Genomic DNA, 17,301 nt, shown 5'->3' on the forward strand with positions numbered 1-17,301 from the left:
TCCGGGCGCTGCGGGCGGCGACGCTCCGGCTGAGGAGGAGAAGGACGAGTTCGACGTCGTTCTCGAGGCCGCTGGCGACAAGAAGATCGGCGTTATTAAGGCCGTCCGCGAGCTCGTTCCGGGCCTCGGCCTGAAGGACGCCAAGGAGATGGTTGAGGGCGCACCGAAGGCCATCCTCGAGGGCGCAAACAAGGACGACGCTGAGGCTGCAAAGGCTAAGCTCGAAGAGGCTGGCGCTACCGTCACCCTGAAGTAAGAGCTTCATTCTTAGCGACGTTCCCCCTGCCTCCGGTTTTTCAACCGGGCGGCGGGGATTTCGCTTTGGGTGGGGTATTGTGCCAACCATGCCGAAGTCCCGCGTTTTGTCTGTGCTGCTCGTCGGCCTCGGCGTTGCCTTGTTGGTGGGGGGGTTGGGTTGCTCCGAGCTTCATTCTTGATGACGGGCGGCTGCCCCTGTCCCTGAAGCAGACCACGTGGACAATGCACGACCCGGACGGGGTGCGCGACGGCCAGCCGGCGCCGGTGACAAGGCAGTTGCACATGGAGATCCGCGAGCCGTCGAACGCTGGGGTGGCGGCGGTGCGGGTGGGGGACACCTTGCGCGCGGGGGAAGCGGCGACCGACTTCGACAACTTGGTTACGGCGTCGACGTGGTCGTTCGAGATGAACCGGAAGACCGGCCGCGTGGAGGAGCCGGCGGACGTGCAGCTGGTGATGGGGATGCCGGCAGTGCAGGTGCCGGTGGAGGGGTTCTGGCTCAAGTTTCCGGCGGGGGTGGCGGCGGAGCAGGCGCACGAAGTCTTCGACCCGGTGCTCAGGGCGTCGGCGCCGGCACACTTCGTCGATAAGAAAGAGCTCAATGGGCGCGAGCTGTACCGCTTCCGGCAGGAAATCCCGCCGACGAACGTGGCGCAGCGGTACGCGGCGCGAGCCCCGCGATGAGGGGCGCCAGCGCCCCAAGCAGTACTTCCCGGAGCAGTCCCAACCCCAATACCAGCAAGCCCAGTACCAGCAAGCTCAGTATCAGCAGCCGCAGTACGAGCAGCCGCAGTACCAGCAGCCGCAGTACCAGCAGCCGCAGTACCAGCAGCCGCACTACGAGCAGCCGTATTACGAGCCGAGCTACCAAGAGCCAGAGCAACGCAGCAACATCGGCACGATTCTGTTGGGCATTCTCGCCGCCGTCAGCTTTGTCGCGGCGGTGTCCCTGTTCTTTCTGTGGCGTGGCGCGGCCGCGGAGGCAGATAAGCCACCGGTGACGGAGACCCAGACCGTCACCACCACGGAGACGCAGACCACTTTTCAGACCACCACGAAGTTCCCCTCCATCTTCGGTGAGCGCGATAACCCGACGGCGACGCTCCCGCGGGAGGGGCACGAAGCCATGGTCGTCGCCCCCGGCGCCCGCGACTTCCAGGACGAAATTCCGGACTACCTCGGTTTTCCCATCGTGCGCGTGCCAACGGTGATGGTGCCGCTGATTGATTCGCTGCCGATCGGCGTGCCCACCACCACCGTCGCGGCGGCGCTTGCGGAATTCAACCCGGACATCATCCACCTGGCCAGCCCGTTCGTCCTCGGCGGCGCCGGTGCCTTCGCGGCGCGCCAACTGGGCGTGCCGGCGGTGGGGCTGTACCAGACCGATGTGGCTGGGTTTGCCACGAAGTACCACGCCGCCATGATTGCCAACATCGCCTGGGACTGGACGCGCACGGTGCACAACATGTGCGAGATGACGCTCGCACCCTCCTCGGTGTACATCCGCGAGCTGGAATCCCACGGCATCAAAAACGTCCGGCACTGGGGCCGCGGCGTGGACACGGAGCTGTTCAATCCCACGAAGCGCTCCGACGTGCTGCGGCGCGCCTGGGATCCGACGGGGGAGAAGAAGGTCGTCGGATTCGTCGGCCGCCTCGCCGCGGAAAAGTCAGTGCACCGACTCGCCGCGCTGCACGGGGACCTGTCGATCCAGCTCGTGATTGTTGGCGGTGGTCCGGAGCGCGATGCGCTTGAGTCGCTCATGCTGGACGCCGTGTTCACCGGCGCCCTGTCCGGCGAGGAACTCGTCCGCGCCTACGCCTCGCTGGACCTGTTCGTGAACACCGGCGAGTTCGAAACATTCTGCCAGGCCATCCAAGAAGCGCAGGCCTCCGGCGTGCCCACCATCGGCCCGAAGGCCGGCGGCCCCATCGACCTCATCGAACACGGCGAAAATGGCCTACTGCTCGAGGTGGACACCTTCGAAGACGAGCTACCCGATGCGGCCGCCTGGCTTTCGACGCCGCCCGCCACCCCCAACTCCAACTCACCGCACGCGAGTCCGTAGCCGATAAAACCTGGGCAGCACTGGGGGGCCAGCTGTTGGGCTACTACGAAGAGGCGCTGCGCAGCTACCAGCGCAACGTCATCCAGCTCATGGGCCGGGAAGTGGCGGTGCCGCACTGGGTGCCGGCGCGCATTTCGCAGCCGCGCTCGGTACTGCGGTCTCGCACCGCGTAGGCGCATGCGCGCCGCCAAGTAGAGTGGCGAGCATGTCTGTCGGCGACCTGTCCACCAGCACCCAGAACTACCTCAAAGGCATCTGGGCGCTTTCGGAATGGTCAGATACGCCGGTGACAACGTCGTCTGTGGCCAAGCACCTCGGACTGCGGAAATCCACCGTCTCCGACGGGGTGCGCAAACTTGGCGAGCAGGGCCTAGTGGAGCACAAGCCTTACGGCGCCGTCGAGCTGACTGACACTGGCCGCACGTACGCGGTGGCGATGATCCGCCGCCATCGCTTGATTGAAACGTTTTTGGTGGAGGCGTTGGGTTACACCTGGGACCAGGTGCACGACGAGGCTGAAAACCTCGAACACTCGGTGAGTGACTTCATGGTCGATCGCATCGACGCGTTTTTGGACTACCCCAGCCGCGACCCCCACGGCGACCCCATCCCCTCAGCCAGCGGCCGCGTCGACACCCCCGCGGCGGTACCGCTGACCGGTGTGCAACCCGGGCGCACGGCCACGATCGAGCGCATCGCGGACGACGACCCGAAGCTGCTGAAGTTCCTTGACAGCCATGGGCTCGTCGTCGGCGCAACCCTCGAGGTGGGAGAGGGTGCCCCTTACTCCGGCGCGGTCGCGGTCCGGCTTGCCGGCGCGGCGGAGGCGGTGCCGCTCGGCGAGGAAGCCACGGATTCCGTCTTCGTGCGCGTGGATGCGTAACGACGACCCCGCAGCACCCCATGCGGGCCGAACAGGTACACCACACCAAACACCACACCTTGGGCGAGCACAATCATGCCGCCAGAGGCTGTGTCCAGGTAGTAGGAGCAGTACAACCCCACGATTGCACACGCTGCCGACATGGTCGGGGCGATGACCAGCATCGTGCCGAACTTGTTGGTGAGCAGGTAGGCGGTCGCACCCGGGATGATCAGCATCGCCACCACCAGGATCACGCCAACGGCCTGGAGTGCCACCACTGACGTCAGCGCCAGCAGTGCCAGCAGGGCCGCACCGAGCAGGCGCGGATTCAACCCAATCGCGTGTGCATGGGTGGGATCGAACGCGTAGAGGGTGAAGTCGCGCCGCTTGAGCACCAGCACGCTCAACACGATCGCTCCCAGGATGGCCACCTGCAGCAGGTCCCCACGGGACACACCAAGCAGATTGCCGAAGATGATGTGGTTCAGATCCGTGTGCGAAGGGGTTACCGAAATGAGCACGAGCCCCAGCGCGAACATGGTGGTGAACACAATGCCAATGGCCGCATCCTCCTTCACCCGGGACGTATCGCGCACCAGCCCGATCAGTGCCACCGCAAGGAACCCGAACACCACCGCGCCGACGGCAAACGGCACGCCCAGAATGTAGGCCAGCACCACGCCGGGCAGGACAGCGTGGCTTACCGCATCGCCCATCAGCGACCAGCCAACCAACACCAGCCAGCACGACAACAGCGCGCAGACAATCGACGCCACCAGCGAGGTCGCAAGCGCACGCATCATGAACTCGTACCCAAACGGCTCCGTAAGCAGCGCAATCATGCTGACACCCCCATACCGAAGCCCTGTACCAAATTGTCCGGCTCTAACACCACTTCAGTCGGGGCGTGCATCAACACCCGGCGGTTCAACAGCACTGTCTCCGGCGCGAGCTGGGGCAAGGCAACCAGGTCGTGCGTCACCACAAAAATAGTGGTGCCTTCTGCCGCGAGGTCACGCAGCAGCTCAGTGATGGTGGCCTCGGAATGTTTGTCCACGCCGGCGAAGGGTTCGTCGAGAAGCATGATGCTCGCACCCTGAGCGATACCGCGGGCGATGAAGGCACGCTTCTTCTGGCCACCCGAAAGCTGACCGATCTGGCGGTCTGCGAACGACTCAAGGTGGGTGCGCTCAAGCGCGCGATCCACAGCCGCAATGTCCTCCGCACGCGCGTGGCGGGTAAAGCCCATGTGGCCGTAGCGGCCCATCATGACCACATCACGCACTGTGACCGGGAACTGCCAGTCCACGTCCTCGCTCTGCGGGACGTAGCCCAGCACCTGCGTCTTGCGGGCGCGCATGGGGTCGATGCCGTTGATACGAACCGTGCCGCGATCCGGCTTGACCAACCCCATGATCGCCTTGAGTAGCGTGGATTTGCCCGCGCCGTTCATCCCGATCAGCCCACAGATACGGCCTGGTTGGACGCTCAAAGTTGCGCCGTCGAGCGCGACGACGTCGCCGTAGCGCACCGCAACATCGTCAACCGCGATTGCGGGGATCACTGCTTGCCCCCGTTCAAACCGTCGATGATCACCTTCGTGTCGTGGCGAATCAGATCCAGGTAGGTCGGCACCGGGCCGTTTTCCTCAGAAAGCGAATCGACGTAGAGGGTGCCGCCGTACTCCGCGCCGGTGGCCTTCACGACCTGCATCATCGGCGCGTTAGAGACCGTGGATTCACAGAACACAGACGGGACGTTGTTTTCCTTCACAAACTCGATCGCGCCGGCGATCTGCTGCGGGGTGGCTTCCTGCTCAGCGTTGACCGGCCAGATGTAGCGCTCGGTCAACTTCGCGTCGCGAGCCAGATAGGAGAACGCACCTTCGCAGGTGACCAAGGCGCGCTGCTTGTCGGGGACAGCGGCGAGCTTGGTTTCCAGCTCGTCTTGCACAGCCTGCAGTTCCTGCTTGTATGTTTCGCCGTTGGCCTTGAAATCATCGGCGTGCTCCGGGTCGAGTTCGCTGAACGCGTCGACGATGTTGTCCACGTACTTCTGCACGTTCACCGGACTCATCCAGGCGTGCGGGTTGGGCTTGCCGGCGTAGGCGTCCTCGGCGATGTCGATCGGGTCGACACCTTCGCTGACCACGGCGTGGGGCACGTCCAGGTCGGCGACGAACTGGGCGAACCAGTTCTCCAGGTTCATGCCGTTATCCAAAATCAGGTCCGCATCGGCGGCGCGGGAAATGTCGCCGGGGGTGGGCTCGTAGCCGTGGATTTCCGCGCCGGGTTTGGTGATGGACTCCACCCGCAGGTGGTCGCCGGCGACGTTCGAGGCGATGTCCTGGATCACCGTGAACGTGGTGAGTACCACGGGGGTGTCTTTGCCGCCTGCGGCGTCGGCGCTGTCCTGCGAACAGCCTGCCAGGCCGGCAGCAAGCGCAGCCGTGGCGGCGAGCGCGAGCACCTTGGATTTCAACATGTTGGTCCTTTTCTTTCTGTGTTCTTTCTGGGCACTTTCCGTGCGGTTAGAGAAGCGGCGGCGGGCCGACGCGGTGGGACGCGGCAATGAATCGGTCGAGCTTTTGCCGGGATTCGTCGCGCAGGTAGACGGCGAGCAGCCGCATCAGGTCCCATACCGGCGAATAATAAAGTTCGTCTGGCAGAACTTGCAAGTGTTGTCTTGTCGTACGGCCCCCGTTTGCGGGGGACGAAGTAGACTTGCGCACCATGGCCAAGGCAGACCTGGAGAAGAACCCCTTCGACGTACCTAGGAGGTTTTCACATGGCAAAGAAGAAAGTCACCGGTCTGATCAAGCTGCAGATCGAAGCTGGTATGGCGAACCCGGCCCCGCCGGTTGGCCCGGCGCTTGGTGCGCACGGTGTGAACATCGTTGAGTTCACCAAGGCCTACAACGCCGCTACCGAATCCATGCGCGGCAACATCATCCCGGTGGAGATCACGGTCTACGAAGACCGCTCCTTCGACTTCGTGCTGAAGTCCCCGCCGGCTGCATCCCTGTTGCTGAAGGCTGCTGGTCTGCAGAAGGGCTCCGGCGTGCCGCACACCCAGAAGGTCGGCAAGGTCACCTGGGAGCAGTGCAAGGAGATCGCCGAGACCAAGAAGAACGACCTCAACGCCCGTGACATCGAGGCTGGCGCCGCGATCATCGCCGGCACCGCGCGCTCCATGGGCATTGACGTGATCAAGTAAAACTATTCACCCGTGGCAGGGCCGGCCAGGCCCGCAGACCACATTCCGCGTCGCGCCTCCCCTTCGCTGTGGCGAGTGCGGCATGAAAGGAACTGAACATGGCTAACAAGTCCAAGCACTACAAAGAGCAGCTGGCAAAGGTTGACCGCGAGAGCGTGTACCACCCGCTCGAGGCTGTGAAGCTCGCTCAGGAGACGTCCTCCAAGAACTACGACTCCACCATCGACGTGGCAATGCGCCTGTCCGTTGACCCGCGCAAGGCCGACCAGCTGGTCCGCGGCACCGTCAACCTGCCGCACGGCACCGGTAAGACCGTCCGCGTCGCTGTCTTCGCCGAGGGCGAGAACGCGACCAAGGCTCTCGAGGCTGGCGCCGACATTGTGGGCACCGACGAGCTGATCGAGCAGATCACCGCCGGCCAGATCAACTTCGACGTGGCTATCGCCACCCCGGACCAGATGGCGAAGGTCGGTCGCGTCGCCCGCGTGCTCGGCCCGCGCGGCCTCATGCCGAACCCGAAGACCGGCACCGTGACCCCGGATGTCGCGAAGGCTGTCCAGGACTCCAAGGGCGGCAAGATCGCCTTCCGCGTGGATAAGGCTTCCAACCTCCACGCCCTGATCGGCAAGGCATCCTTCACCCCGGAGCAGCTCGCCGAGAACTACGGCGCACTCCTGGATGAGGTTCTGCGTCTCAAGCCGGCATCCGCCAAGGGTGTCTACCTGAAGAAGATCACCGTCTCGGCCACCCAGGGCCCGGGCGTGCCGGTGGACACCACCGTGCAGAAGAACTACTCCGTCCAGGCGTAACGCCGCAACGGAACCCGGCGCCTGAGCGCCACCCGAACCCCGGTCTTGGCTCGAATTGAACTGGCCCCCATCCTCGTGGCGGGGTTTTGCTGTCGCTGAAGCCGGTGCCGTGGCCATGCTGCAGGGCTGCAGCGACGGCTCTGTACACGGTCTCAAGAAGATATTTCGCGAGATATGTTTTTCATCCGGTTGCCGCCGTTGGCAACCGCTTACGAACCGATTTGTTACCGTCTGAGCAGCAGCGATGACGGTTTTCATGTACCGCAGCCGTTTTTCACTGTCGAAAAGTGAAAACCAGTATAAGGGGGTGCGACGCCTGTACATCGGTATAGAAGCGGTGTTATCGCTGGTCACAGCGCATAAACACATCGCTTCTATAGCGACGCCAGGCCGGTTTGAGCCGAAAGGTGAAAACCCAGTATAAGGGGGTGCGACGCCGGGGCTTTTTTAAAAAGTCCTGTTTTCACTGCGTGAGCAGGGAAAATGCACCGCTTACATACCGGAGTCTCGATATGACCGCGAAAAGCGTGTCATGTAAGCGACGGTGGAATACCTGTGCAATGGATATTGCACAGGTTATGACAGTGAAAGGCTATGCCAAGCAGCACGAAAAGCGCTGCGTAGGCCCTGCCCTGCTACGGGACCAAGGAGATCGCCACAGCGCATCTTCGCAGGTCACGTAGCCTTTCACACAAGGCGAAGCGTGAAAAAGCCGACCGAATAGGGAGGGTTTTCACGCGAGCAGATTGCCCGCTGCAGGCGCCCCCGTGAGACCTCAGTTCTCCGAGCTTGCGAGGTGGCTATACTGAGGTCTTTAGGGGTCTAAAGAACTTCAATTTTCTGGGGTAGAATCGTTTGGGACGGCAACGCAAGGGACCCGAACGATTCTTAGGGGACCCAGGAAATTGAAGTTCGCCATGTTGGCGCGCACTTGGAGGGGTCGAAGACAGAGGCTCCGAGTGCGCGCCAACATCTACAGGAGGTACGCGATATGTCGAAGACATCTACAGCGCAGAAGGGACGCGCAGCGTTCAATCTGCGCCATCTCCGCCGCGACAACTGCGGCGGAGACACGCGAGGAGACCGCAAGCGACTCCTCAAGGAGGCGATGCGAGAATTAGATCCGCAGGATCTCGCGCATCAGGCCGCGATGAATAGCAATATCGTCGTGGCCGATGCGCATTTGAACGTTCCGTTCGTCAACGACGGCAACGGCACGTTCCGACGCGCTGCGTCCGTCGAGGAGGTCTTGGCGTACCAAGACGCCCGGATGGACGGCGTGCGCGTACAGAAGAACAGTTTCGAGACGTCTCTGTTCGTCGTGCATCTGCCGAAGTCGATGTGTGTAGAGGTCCCCGACTTCTACACCAGCACTGTGGACGGCCGTGAGGTGAAGCGCGCACGGCTTGTCGCACGGGACTACGACGAAGCGAAGGAGTACCTCGAAGAGTCGATGCGCTGGCTCGCCGAGAACTTCATCCCCGGCGGCATCGATGCCGTAGCCGGTGGGGATATGAACTTCGACGAATCAACGCCACACATCCAGTTCCAGGCTGATACGTTCTCGCCGAAGCCGGATGATCCCGACAAGCTCCGCTGCCGGCCCGGCATCGCGTACAACACTGATGAGTCGGTGCGGTACATATCTGGCCCGAAGAAGGGCAAACAAATCTCCGGGAACCAGAAGTTCATCGACGCGCAGCGTGGACTTCGAGAGCACATGTACGCGTTGGGTTACCCGGTAGAGCTAGATGTGTCTGAACGTCACAATGAGTCGCTGAATCTTGACCGTTACGTCGAACAGCAGGACCGGGAGCGCGACCTTGCGAACCGTGAGGACGAGGTGGAACGGAAGCACAGCTCCGTACAGCGAGATGTCGATGCTGCAGCGAAAGACCGCAAGCAAGCTGCAGAAGAACTCGAACGGGCGCAGCAGGCCCGTGAAGAAGCCCAGCGTGTGCAGGAAAATGCTGAACAGCAGGCTCGCGAGGTTGCCGAGCGCGTACTCAAAGAAGCACGCGAGAAGGCCGAGCAGGACGCCGAAAAGATTCGTGGTGATGCACAGAAGGATGCTGAACAGGAGTTGGGTCTTGCCGAGGCACAGGCGGAAGAGTTGCTGGACCGTGCCAAGGAGGTTGAGAGCGCCGCCGAAGCCAAGCTCAAGCGTGTAGAGCAGGAAGCTGAACAGCTCCGCAGCGAAGCACGCGAAAAGGCCGAGCAAGAAGCCGAGCAGATCCGCAGCGAAGCACGCGAAAAGGCCGAGCAAGAAGCCGAGCAGATCCGCAGTGACGCACGCAAAGAAGCTGAGCAGACGCTGGGTCTCGCTGAAGCTCAGGCAGATGAGCTGCTTGACCTTGCCGAAGAATTCGGCAGTGAAGAACATGATGAGGCCACACGTGACGCTGCAGTAACGCGCGAGGAAGCAGAGCAGGAAGCGAAGATCATCATCGAGGAAGCAACGCAGTCGTTGCAGGAGATTTCGCATGTTGATCAGGACTTTTTGCGGGTCGAGATTGACAGCAACCCAGAGATGAAGCAACGGTACCGCGAGATCGTCATCGACCGTACTCAGGAGGAAAGCGCTGCAGTACTGCGTCGCGCGCTGGAACGCATCGCTAAGCGCCGCCAGCAGGAGCAACAGCGCGACCACGACGGTGACAAGGAGTCCCCCGACGGTGGCAAGGAGTCTCCCGACGGTGACAAGGAGTCCCCCGACGGCGGCAAGCCGTAGATGGGGGTCTCCCCTGCCCTGTATGGCCCTGTAGCGGCCTAACAGGATGTCGCCAGGGTCAGTGTCCAGCGACAGCGCTAAAACCGCTCTAATTCAGCGAAAATCGAAGAATTAGAGCGGTGTTTTTTGAAGCGTCCTGGGTTCAGATTCAGGTAACTCAAGGATGAGTGTGAATCCGGGGTTTGTGTCTTTGAGAAGGCCCTTTAGAAGCCTTCAAGTACTTCGTAGAGGGCGGTGGCTAGGGTTAGTCGCCGTCGCTAGCTGTGCTTGGCTGTTAATGTCATGTCGACCAACTGCAGGAAGCGTATAACGTAGTCTTTGACAAAGCCTGCGGTGCCTTCATTGAGATGGCCGGAGTCTTCGAAGAGGGTGGGGGATTGGCCAAGGAATACCTCGGGCTGACCAGGAAGCGGCATATCGAAGTAGGACAGGGCGAGCCGGAGGTTCTTCTGTGAACTGTAGCCGCCCATGCGGCCTACAGAGTGACTGATGATACCTGCGGGAAGGTTCTTCCAAGCCACATCCGAGTTGGGCTTGGAACCGATGTCCACTGCATTCTTGAGACAGGCAGGGATAGTACGGTTATTTTCCGGGGTAACAAAGAGGACGCCGCTCGAGTTCTTGATGGTGTCGCGGAAAGTGGTGTACTCAGCTGGAATGGGCTTGTCCGTGACCGAGGGGTCATCGTAGTCGAAGTCATAGAGCGGCAAGTCACGGATTTCAACGATGTCTGCCTGGTAGTTTTCAGGGATCATTGTGAGCACTTCGTGTGCAATCTTGCGCGCAAATGAGCCGCGGCGCAGGCTGCCGACGATAACACTAATGCGTGGGGTGGTCATAGGAAGTCCTTTCTTCTTAGTTGGGCGTAGGTACGTGCGATCAAGGGAGAAAAGGCTTGCAGCCAAAGGCAGGCGGTGGCCCGGCGGCGTGGGCGGCAGTAAGAAAGTTATCCACTTTGTCTTCTTCATGGCGGAAGTACAGTTCGATGAGTCCTAACAGTCCCCCGAGGACGGCCTCCCGTGCGGCGGACGTATCCAAAAGCCGCATGGCTGCTGGTTGGTTTCCTTCGCGGATGGCTTCAAACAGCGCGATGGTCTCAAGCCAGCTTCCTTGGTCTGGTCGTGGAAACGGTTTAGAAATCCCAGTCATCATCACTCGTTTCTTCAGCGGTGCCAATGACATAGGAGGAACCGGAGCCGGAGAAGAAGTCATGGTTTTCATCTGCTCCAGGTGCTAGGGCAGCGAGGATTTCCGGGTTCACTTCCGTTTCTTCAGGTGGGAAGTAGTCCGGGTAGCCCAAATTCATGAGCGCCTTATTGGCGTTATAGCGAACGAATACAGCTACATCATCCATGAGCCCCAACGGCTCATATAGCTCGCCGGAATAATCCAGCTCTAGGGCATAAAGCTCTTCGAGCAAGGAAATAGTGAAATCATGCATCTCCTGTTGCCGTTGTGGAGCAGACGTTTCCAGTCCGCGCTGGTACTTGTAGCCTGAGTAGTAACCGTGCACTGCCTTGTCACGCAGAATGAGGCGAATCATGTCTGCCGTATTTGTCAGGGTGGCGTGGACGGAAAAATGCAGGGGAAGATAGAAACCCGCGTAGAGAAGCAGCGAGGAAAGCAGCGTCGATGACACTTTGCGCTTGAGTGGATCGGGTCCAAAATAATGAGTGAGCACTTTTTTGGCGCGTGCCTGGAGAAGGTCATTATTCACCGCCCAGCGGTATGCCTCATCAATTTCTTTCGTACTGCTCAAAGTAGAAAACACTGAAGAGTAAGAACGGGCATGGACTGATTGCATGAAGGCGATGTTGGTATACACGGCCTCCTCGTGCTCGGTGCGGGCATCTTGGATCTGACAGATTTCGCCCACAGTGGCCTGGACGGTGTCCAGGGTGGTGAGTCCCGTGAACACCCGCATGGTGAGGTTGCGTTCCTCCGGTGTCATCCTCTGCCACGCCGGGAGATCGTTTGAAAGTGGAACCTTTTCTGGCAACCAAAAGTTGGCGGTGAGGCGGTTCCACACTTCAAGATCCTTCTCATCGCTCACCCGATTCCAATTGATGGCGCGGATGCGGGCTGAAGGGTCATGCCGGTAACTTGGCGGCGTAACTGAGATGCTGGTTAGCTCAGCAGTGTTTGATGTTGAAGACATAGCTTCTTTCTTTCTTGATGGATGGTTGTGAATGAAGGAAGGACCGTGTTCCTACAGAGCACAGGAAACGCAGCCTTCGACCTCGGTTCCCTGGAGTGCAGGTTGGCGTAAACGGATGTAGTACAAGGTCTTGATTCCGGCTTTCCAGGCATAGATTTGTGCCTTGTTGATGTCCCGCGTAGTGGTGTCAGCGGTGAAGAACAAAGTCAGGGAAAGCCCTTGGTCCACGTGTTGGGTGGCCATAGCGTAGGTGTCGATGATTTTTTTGTACCCCACGGTGTAGGAGTCATCGAAATACTCCAAGTTGTCGTTGGTCATTTCCGGTGCGGGGTAGTACACGCGCCCCAAGCGGCCTTCCTTGCGTATTTCAATCTTGGAGGCAATCGGGTGTATGGACGCGGTGGAGTCATTGATGTAGGAAATTGATCCAGTGGGTGGAACTGCCTGCAAGTAGGCGTTGTAGATGCCGTCTTGCATCACTTGGTTCTTGAGCCGTAGCCAATCCTCGCGTTGAGGAATCTGCACGCCAGCCTCATGGAATAGCTGTTTTACGTGGTCAGTGGCCGGCGCCCAGTCTTGGTCGATGTACTTGTCGAAGTAGACGCCAGTGGCATAGGTGGATTCTTCAAAGCCAGTGAATCGTTGACCTTTCTCAACCGCTAGCGCATGGGATGCACGGAGCGCATGATAGGTCACGGTCAGGAAATAGATATTTGTAAAGTCCAGTGCTTCGGCGCAGCCATAAGGAATACGCTTGGAAGCCAGGAAACCGTGGAGATTCATTTGGCCCAACCCGATGGCATGCATGGATGCATTACCGTGAGCGATGGAAGGAACAGCTTCGATATTTGTTAGGTCTGAGACCTTCGTGAGAGCGCGCACCGCGGTTTCAACAGTTTCCCCAAAGTCCGGTGATTCAAAAGCTTTAGCGATGTTGAGCGACCCTAGATTGCAGGAAATGTCCTGGCCAACGGTGGTGTAGTTACCTGAGGCGCCGTAGGTGGATGGCGTGTTGACCTGGAGGATCTCACTACACAGATTGGACATATTGATATGTCCTTTGAGGGGATTAGCGCGGTTGACCGTATCCTCAAAGAGTATGTAGGGGTATCCAGATTCAAACTGAAGCTCAGCCAGCGTGGTGAAAAACTCGCGGGCCTTGATAGTCGTATGAGAAATTCGCGGATTGGAAACCAGCTCGTCGTAATACTCGGTGATAGACATGTCAGACATGGCTACGCCGTACTCGCGAGCGATGTCATACGGGCTAAAAAGATGCATATCCTTGTTCTCTTTGGCCAGCTGGAAGGTTATATCTGGAATAACAACTCCCAGCGAAAGAGTCTTAATGCGGACTTTCTCATCGGCATTTTCCCGCTTGGTATCCAGGAAACGAAGAATATCTGGATGGTGCGCATGTAGGTAGACGGCTCCAGCGCCCTGTCGAGCGCCCAATTGGTTGGCATAGCTGAAGCTATCTTCCAGAATTTTCATGACTGGGACTACGCCGGAAGCTTGGTTCTCAATCTTTTTGATTGGGGCTCCGGATTCGCGCAGATTGCTCAGTAACAAGGCCACACCACCGCCGCGTTTTGAAAGCTGCAGTGCAGAGTTCACGCTGCGGCCAATGCTTTCCAAATTGTCTTCGATGCGAAGGAGGAAGCAGGAGACCATTTCGCCACGCTGGGCTTTTCCTGCGTTGAGAAAAGTAGGGGTGGCGGGCTGGAAGCGTCCGGTCATGATGTCATCCACCAGCTTCTCCGCAAGCTCTTCATCGCCCTGTGCAAGGTACAAAGCTGTGGTGGCGACGCGTTCTTCGTAGCCTTCCAGAAATCGCGAGCCATCAAAGGTTTTCAGTGCGTATGAAGTAAAGAACTTAAATGCGCCGAGGAAAGTGCGGAACTGATGCTTGGCTCGGTGGGCTCTGTCGTACATAGTGCACAGAAAATCGTCATCATAAAGCTCAAGGAATTCCCGCTCGTAGTATTCGTTATCAACCAACCACTCCAAGCGCTGCTTGGTGGATTCAAACTGATGCATGCGGGGAGTGACATGGTGCGCTAAAAAGTCTTGTGTTGCCTCAATGTCCTTGTCGAACTGGATTCTTCCCGAATCGTCGAATAGGTTCAGCTGCGCGTTGAGTGCATGGTAGCTCTTGCGCTTACCGACACCGCCGGCATCGTCTGCTGAAGCGGTGCGGGGCGTAGGGCCAATGGGCTGTGTGGGGGTGGCCTTAAGTGGCGGCATTGTGGTTTCCAATCTGTGTGTTGCGGATGTGGTCTTCATTTTGTGGGAAATCAATGGGGTGTAATTGTTAGTTGCTTTGCTGCTCCCAAAACTTGTGAAGGCCCTGCTTTACAGCGGCAACGTCCTTCTGCGTGCCGAGTAGCTCGAAGTGATACAGCTCTGGAACGTGGCACTTAGCGGAAATGATGCGGCCGGCGACGCAGTAAGCGCTTCCGAAGTTGGTATTACCTGAGGTAATCACGCCCCGGATAAAGGAACGGTTGATTGGGTCATTGAGGAAGTCGATGACCTGTTTGGGGACTGCGCGTTTGAGCGAGCCACCGCCGTAGGTTGGAACGATGAGTACGTACGGGTGTGAAACCTGGATCATTCCGGTTTTCTTGGGCCGCAGTGGAATGCGCACTGCGGGTCTATCTAAGCGTTCGACGAATCTTTTTGTGTTTTCAGAAACGCTAGAAAAGTACACCAAATCTGGTGAGTCTGACATGACAATCCTGCTCATCCTGGCCTTAGCCATAAGTGGGATAGGTGATGATCGAAAAGATTAACTACGTACTACCGTAGTTACAAACTACGCCGCACCGTAGTTTTTAAAAGGGCAGGTAGGGACAGGATTAATGAGAAAGGGAAAGACTACAGGCTGTGGTGTGCTACAAACACTGCGTCCGTAGCTGGGCGCCCAAGTACTACCCACTGAGTACTGTCGGCTACCTGTACTTCGAGCGATTCTGAAAAGGGCGTTCCTTCGCGCGTGGTAAGAACAGCCCCAATGACGATGCCTTGCTCTTTGAGGAAGGCCAGCAGTTGTGGGTCGGAATCAGAAATGCGTTCCACGGTCACCTGCGGTTGTGCGCCGCTGTCGGTGAGACGGTGCGCACTGGGGATAGTGACCTGTCCATCAACCGTAGGGATAGGGTCGCCGTGTGGATCCCTAGTGGGGTAATTGAGGAACTTATCCACGCGCTCTATGAGCATGTCAGACACCGCGTGTTCAAGATTTTCGGCTTCATCATGGACCTCGTCCCACGTATAATCCAATGCTTGAACCAAAAAAGACTCAAGCAATCGGTGGCGGCGCACCATGACCAATGCGTACTGCCTGCCAAGTTCGGTTAACTCCACAGAGCCATAGGGCGTGTGTGACACGAGCCCTTGCTCCGACATTTTGCGCACTGCATCGGAGACCGAGGAGAGCTTGAGTCCCAGCTGTTTCGCTATAAGTGTGGCGGTAACGGGCTCGGATGACCATTCCTTTAGCCCCCAGATAGCTTTCAAATAGTTCTGGGTACTGGTGGACAGCTCAGAAACAGACATGAGTAAATGTTAACCCAGCTTCCGTATGCGCCTTAGGCGCTGTGCCCCAACGCTCATAGCGAAAAGAGGCCAAGTTTGAGAGGAATGCCGGTAAGGTGGGGCCAGTTAAAGCATTCTTCACTTGAAGGAGAACCACTAATGTCTGAGAAGATTTCAATGAACTTGAAGTGCGCCAGCGTAGTGCGTAATGGAATGGCTAGTACACAGTGCAGTAAAACAGCGCATGTAATGGCTCATGTAATGCACTGTGTAGAGACAGAGCGTCTGGAGCAGGAGTATCACGCTCCCGTACTGGACGGCGACGGCGTTATGCGTGGTCTGTGCTGAAAAAATAACCCCGCAGGTTTCCCTGCGGGGTGTTGTTGCAACTAGAACGGCACTTCTTCAGAGTCATTAGCAGCAGCGTTATCTGCGCTGTTCTCGCGGCGTGCTGCTCGTGCCTCAGACTCCTTCTTGGAGTCGATCAGCTGCACAGTGTCGATGCGCGCTACCAGCGGATAGTGCTTGTTGCCGTCCTTATCGGTGTAGTTGTCAGTCTTCAGCGAGTAGCTCACTGCAACGCGATCACCAGCGCCGATGCATCCGAAGACGCCGAGGTTCTTGGCGTCAGCCACGTAGCCAGTGAGTTCGACAATCTCTGATTCCACCTTGCCTGTGGACTTGTTCTTGAACGTATTACGTGCGTAGACGTTGAGCTTCACCGTCGCACCGCCGTTTGCGTGCTCAAAGATCTTCGGCTCGCGTGCTGCGTTGCCAACGATGGTGCCATTGTTAAACGGGTTGGACATTGTGATTTCTCCTTATATGAGTGAGTGTGTGATTGTCTTTCAATTGTGTGTTTGAGCAGCGGCTTTGCTGCTGCTGTAAGTGCTGTTACAGCACTGCCCAGGGCAGATGTGCCCCTGCTGCTTCCAGGTCGCGTAGCTCTTGTGCGGCACCCGGATCGGCGTCTTCGCCATCCATGCCGTCAGACATGAGGTAGAGCAGCTCTAGGTCTTCGTGGGTGTAGTGGTACATGGCGTGCCTCCGTGTCGTGGATTGATTCTCAATCCGTTCTTTGAGACAGCTCTGCTGTCTAGAGACCTCTCCCCTGCTCGGTGGAGATTTCCTTCTTCCCTGGTCACGGCGTGGGTAGAAAAGAAAAACCCCGCTACAGCTGAATCGAGCCCGGCCGGGGTTTCGCCTTTTGGGGTACGGACCTGCGATTTGGAGATGCGGGCGGGCGCGCGCTAAGGTTACTCCCCGAAGTTTGAACGGGGTGGAAACCCCGAGCTCAAGTTTCACCGAAGACCGTCGGCTACTCCCTTGCGGAGTCGAAGGTATCCCACCCCAGGGATCGGCCCACGCAGGAGAAACGTGGCACACCTTTCAGGCTGCCTCGTGCTTCTGCACGGGGCATTTTTTAATGCTCCGGGCGGATACAAGAACATGAAGTTATTGGAAGGAGGCGTGTGTCATGGCAAACCCGAAGAACGTTGCGGAGCTGGCCGAACTCAAGGAGAAGTTCGCTGGCTCCAGCGCTGTGTTCCTCACCGAGTACCGCGGTCTGACCGTGAGCCAGCTGCAGCAGCTGCGCGGTGAGCTCGGATTTGATGTTGAACTGCACGTCGCCAAGAACACCCTCGTCAAGATCGC

At 58.7% G+C, this 17,301-nt stretch carries 18 protein-coding genes and 1 pseudogene; 8 read left to right on the forward strand and 11 right to left on the reverse strand.

The genetic code is table 11. The annotated features are described in order from the left end of the window. From rplL to M5J20_RS11170, 4 genes and pseudogenes are all read left to right on the forward strand, one after another. A partial coding sequence (gene rplL, locus M5J20_RS11155; RefSeq protein ID WP_253579601.1) for a 50S ribosomal protein L7/L12 occupies positions 1-256 on the forward strand: 256 nt, incomplete at its 5' end. Between the two features lie 134 nt (positions 257-390). Next, positions 391-942 (forward strand): porin PorA family protein, encoded by a 552-nt coding sequence (locus tag M5J20_RS11160; RefSeq protein ID WP_253579603.1) that lies wholly within the window; start codon positions 391-393, stop codon positions 940-942. A gap of 418 nt (positions 943-1,360) precedes the next feature. After that, positions 1,361-2,499: pseudogene (locus tag M5J20_RS11165) on the forward strand (glycosyltransferase family 4 protein); the annotation flags it as partial. Between the two features lie 32 nt (positions 2,500-2,531). Next, entirely contained in the window at positions 2,532-3,209 is a 678-nt protein-coding gene (locus M5J20_RS11170; RefSeq protein WP_253579605.1) for a metal-dependent transcriptional regulator, read from the forward strand. On the opposite strand, the gene M5J20_RS11175 is transcribed toward M5J20_RS11170, so the two are convergent. The 3 genes from M5J20_RS11175 to M5J20_RS11185 are packed head-to-tail and all read right to left on the reverse strand — an operon-like array spanning position 3,110 to position 5,675. Beyond that, positions 3,110-4,033, reverse strand: a complete 924-nt coding sequence (locus tag M5J20_RS11175) for a metal ABC transporter permease (protein WP_051106251.1) — start codon at positions 4,031-4,033, stop codon at positions 3,110-3,112. The two genes, M5J20_RS11170 and M5J20_RS11175, sit on opposite strands and share 100 nt — an antisense overlap. Further along, positions 4,030-4,755, reverse strand: coding sequence for a metal ABC transporter ATP-binding protein (locus tag M5J20_RS11180; RefSeq protein WP_034997179.1), 726 nt, complete (start codon positions 4,753-4,755; stop codon positions 4,030-4,032). Before M5J20_RS11180 ends, M5J20_RS11175 begins: the two co-directional genes overlap by 4 nt. Further along, positions 4,752-5,675, reverse strand: a complete 924-nt coding sequence (locus tag M5J20_RS11185; protein WP_253579607.1) for a metal ABC transporter substrate-binding protein — start codon at positions 5,673-5,675, stop codon at positions 4,752-4,754. Before M5J20_RS11185 ends, M5J20_RS11180 begins: the two co-directional genes overlap by 4 nt. 303 nt (positions 5,676-5,978) lie before the next feature. Between M5J20_RS11185 and rplK the strand changes: the two genes are divergently transcribed. The 3 genes from rplK (at position 5,979) to M5J20_RS11200 (ending at position 9,947) form a co-directional block, all read left to right on the forward strand. After that, on the forward strand, positions 5,979-6,407 hold the full coding sequence (rplK, locus tag M5J20_RS11190; RefSeq protein WP_253579609.1) for a 50S ribosomal protein L11: 429 nt from the start codon (positions 5,979-5,981) through the stop codon (positions 6,405-6,407). 98 nt (positions 6,408-6,505) lie between these two features. After that, positions 6,506-7,216, forward strand: coding sequence for a 50S ribosomal protein L1 (gene rplA, locus M5J20_RS11195; RefSeq protein ID WP_253579611.1), 711 nt, complete (start codon positions 6,506-6,508; stop codon positions 7,214-7,216). 991 nt (positions 7,217-8,207) lie between these two features. Beyond that, on the forward strand, positions 8,208-9,947 hold the full coding sequence (locus M5J20_RS11200; RefSeq protein ID WP_253579612.1) for a hypothetical protein: 1,740 nt from the start codon (positions 8,208-8,210) through the stop codon (positions 9,945-9,947). Between the two features lie 257 nt (positions 9,948-10,204). Here M5J20_RS11200 and M5J20_RS11205 read toward each other — a convergent pair whose 3' ends face one another. The 8 genes from M5J20_RS11205 to M5J20_RS11250 form a co-directional block, all read right to left on the reverse strand. Then, entirely contained in the window at positions 10,205-10,786 is a 582-nt protein-coding gene (locus tag M5J20_RS11205; RefSeq protein WP_022862715.1) for an NADPH-dependent FMN reductase, read from the reverse strand. A gap of 40 nt (positions 10,787-10,826) precedes the next feature. Continuing rightward, positions 10,827-11,096 (reverse strand): hypothetical protein, encoded by a 270-nt coding sequence (locus M5J20_RS11210; RefSeq protein ID WP_034666257.1) that lies wholly within the window; start codon positions 11,094-11,096, stop codon positions 10,827-10,829. Continuing rightward, positions 11,080-12,105 (reverse strand): class 1b ribonucleoside-diphosphate reductase subunit beta, encoded by a 1,026-nt coding sequence (gene nrdF, locus M5J20_RS11215; protein WP_034666259.1) that lies wholly within the window; start codon positions 12,103-12,105, stop codon positions 11,080-11,082. The genes M5J20_RS11210 and nrdF overlap by 17 nt, the downstream gene beginning before the upstream one ends. Positions 12,106-12,156: 51 nt before the next feature. Beyond that, positions 12,157-14,352 (reverse strand): class 1b ribonucleoside-diphosphate reductase subunit alpha, encoded by a 2,196-nt coding sequence (gene nrdE, locus M5J20_RS11220; RefSeq protein ID WP_052205721.1) that lies wholly within the window; start codon positions 14,350-14,352, stop codon positions 12,157-12,159. Between the two features lie 67 nt (positions 14,353-14,419). Then, a complete protein-coding gene (nrdI, locus tag M5J20_RS11225; protein ID WP_033399510.1) occupies positions 14,420-14,839 on the reverse strand; it encodes a class Ib ribonucleoside-diphosphate reductase assembly flavoprotein NrdI in 420 nt (139 codons plus the stop codon). Positions 14,840-14,985: 146 nt separating this feature from the next. Beyond that, positions 14,986-15,666 (reverse strand): metal-dependent transcriptional regulator, encoded by a 681-nt coding sequence (locus M5J20_RS11430; RefSeq protein ID WP_302467805.1) that lies wholly within the window; start codon positions 15,664-15,666, stop codon positions 14,986-14,988. Positions 15,667-16,034: 368 nt separating this feature from the next. After that, positions 16,035-16,454, reverse strand: a complete 420-nt coding sequence (locus tag M5J20_RS11245) for a single-stranded DNA-binding protein (protein WP_070362918.1) — start codon at positions 16,452-16,454, stop codon at positions 16,035-16,037. A gap of 85 nt (positions 16,455-16,539) precedes the next feature. Then, positions 16,540-16,683 (reverse strand): hypothetical protein, encoded by a 144-nt coding sequence (locus M5J20_RS11250; RefSeq protein ID WP_165482993.1) that lies wholly within the window; start codon positions 16,681-16,683, stop codon positions 16,540-16,542. A gap of 439 nt (positions 16,684-17,122) precedes the next feature. Between M5J20_RS11250 and rplJ the strand changes: the two genes are divergently transcribed. Next, a partial coding sequence (gene rplJ / locus M5J20_RS11255; protein WP_253579614.1) for a 50S ribosomal protein L10 occupies positions 17,123-17,301 on the forward strand: 179 nt, incomplete at its 3' end.

It is taken from the genome of Corynebacterium stercoris (assembly GCF_024160105.1).
GTDB classification, from domain to species: domain Bacteria; phylum Actinomycetota; class Actinomycetes; order Mycobacteriales; family Mycobacteriaceae; genus Corynebacterium; species Corynebacterium stercoris.